This window comes from Bradyrhizobium sp., from assembly GCF_027451485.1.
Taxonomy (GTDB): domain Bacteria; phylum Pseudomonadota; class Alphaproteobacteria; order Rhizobiales; family Xanthobacteraceae; genus Bradyrhizobium.
In genome coordinates this window covers 1-2,017 of the sequence record NZ_DAIDJE010000105.1, presented here as the reverse complement: position 1 = coordinate 2,017, position 2,017 = coordinate 1, and the positions used below count along the sequence as shown (strand labels likewise).

General features: G+C 60.2%; 1 protein-coding gene and 2 pseudogenes. 1 reads left to right on the top strand and 2 read right to left on the bottom strand.

Annotated elements, in window-relative coordinates:
* Both NEZ08_RS14085 and NEZ08_RS14080 read right to left on the bottom strand, forming a co-directional pair.
* Nucleotides 1–348: pseudogene (locus tag NEZ08_RS14085) on the bottom strand (autotransporter domain-containing protein); the annotation flags it as partial.
* Nucleotides 349–587: 239 nt separating this feature from the next.
* Complete coding sequence (locus NEZ08_RS14080; RefSeq protein WP_298107737.1) at nt 588–1,244, bottom strand: class II aldolase/adducin family protein; 657 nt, start codon at nt 1,242–1,244, stop codon at nt 588–590.
* Between the two features lie 270 nt (nt 1,245–1,514).
* Here NEZ08_RS14080 and NEZ08_RS14075 point away from each other — a divergent pair.
* Nucleotides 1,515–2,017 (top strand): annotated as a pseudogene (locus NEZ08_RS14075) (S-methyl-5'-thioadenosine phosphorylase); the annotation flags it as partial.

The following is a 2,017-nucleotide window of genomic DNA, read 5'->3' as shown; positions in this document are numbered from 1 at the left end:
GCCCTGAATATCCGCCTCAAGACCGACCAGCCAGTTGGTGACCTGCCAGTTGTAGCCGGCCTGGGCGCCGCCGATGAAGCCGTCGGCGTTGTTGCTGGCGCCGTTGGTTCCGATCAGCGGAGCCGGCAGCGGCAGGCCGGTCGTAAATCGGTCAATGGTCGTGGAATTATCGGCATTGCCCCAGCTGTAGCCGAGATTGCCGCCGATATAGAAGCCGGTCCAATTGAACACCGGCTCAAGAACGGGAGCCTTCGTGTAGACCGGCGCCTTGGCGGCGAGGTCGGCGGCCAGCGCGCTCGTTGCGAACAGCGAGGCCGCAGCGGAAATTCCAATCAGCAAACGCTTCATTGCAATACTCCCAATCAAATAAAAAATATTGGACGAAAGGATACAACCGCGGAGCATTCGCGTCTGTTACGGGAAAACCACAGACGCCGATAATTGGACCGCAGACGATTGTATTGAAAATTCGAGCGGAGCGCCAAGTCTTTGATTTTGAATGGAATATTTTTCAACCGGCGATTGAGTTCGGGCAGCGGCCTTTTGGCGCAGGCGTCCCAACTTCGATAACGCCGAATCGCATCTCTTCAGCTGTCGCCGCCGCCGACGCCGTAACCGGCCATCCGCGAGCGGACGTTCTCGATCTCGGCTTTCGAGAGCAAGGGCGGCGTGCCGATTTGCAGGCAGCCGTGATACTGCCGCGCCAGCGTCTCGACCTCGACCGCCAGCCACATGGCTTTGGCAAGCGAAGCGCCGACAGCGATCATCCCATGATGAGCGAGCAGGCAGGCCGAGCGACTTTCCAGCGCCGCCACTGCGTGATGCGAGAGTTCTGCCGTCCCGAAGGTCGCATAGGGCGCGCAGCGGATCGTCTCGCCGCCGGCGCAGGCGATCATGTAATGCAAGGGCGGAATCTCGCGCCCCATGATGGCAAGGATGGTGGCAAAGGGCGGATGCGCATGGACCACCGCGTTCACCTCGGGGCGTGCTTTCAGAATGTCGCGGTGAAAGCGCCATTCGCTCGACGGGCGTTGCCCTGCTTCGGGAGCGCTGTCCAGCTCCATGAACACGATCTGCTCCACCCGCATGGCATCGTAGGGCACCGACGTGGGCGTGATCAGCATGCCGCCGTCATGCCGCAGGCTGATATTGCCCGACGTGCCCTGGTTGATGCCGAGGCGGTTCATCTCCCGGCAGGCGTCGATGATCGACTGACGCTTGGTCTGCTCGCACATGTTGGACATCATCTCTTCCTTGCGAAGCTGTTGCAGCCAAAGAACAATAGTTGAATATGATCTTGCGACACAGAGCTCCGATTCCGAAGTTCGCATGATATCGCGGCGGCCTCTGATGCGAACTTCGGAATCAAAGGAGCTCTGGCAAACTATTGTTTCTAGTGCGGCTCTTGAATTTGAAGTTCCTGTGACGAACTCACGGCGAAACTGATAGGAACTTCACATTCGCCGCACCAGTCGCCTTTATAGGACCAGGTGTGCCGACCACGCGGAGGATTCATGACAGACGCCGTACTTGGCATTATCGGAGGCTCAGGCATTTACGATCTGCCGGGACTTGAAAATGCCCGCGACGAAATCGCTGCAAGTCCGTGGGGGGCGCCGTCGGCACCGTTGCGCCACGGCTGCATTGCCGGCCTGCCGATCGTGTTCCTGCCCCGGCATGACAAGGGCCATCGGCTGTCGCCGTCCGACATCAACTATCGGGCCAATATCGATGTGCTCAAGCGCGCCGGCGTCACCGACCTGATCTCACTCTCGGCCTGCGGTTCCTTCAAGCAGGAACTGCCGCCGGGGACGTTCGTCCTGATCGATCAGTTTGTCGACCGCACCTATCGGCGCGAGAGTTCGTTTTTCGGTAAGGGCTGCGTCGCGCATGTCTCGATGGCGCACCCGGTCTCGCCGCGGCTGCGGTTGCATCTGGCGGCGGCCGCGGAAGCCGAAGGCATTCCGTTTGCGCGCGGCGGCACCTATGTCTGCATCGAAGGTCCGCAATTCTCGAC

Excerpts from the sequence above, each read along its gene's own strand:
- NEZ08_RS14080 (WP_298107737.1), bottom strand. The coding sequence starts at position 1,244 with ATGTCCAACATGTGCGAGCAGACCAAGCGTCAGTCGATCATCGACGCC.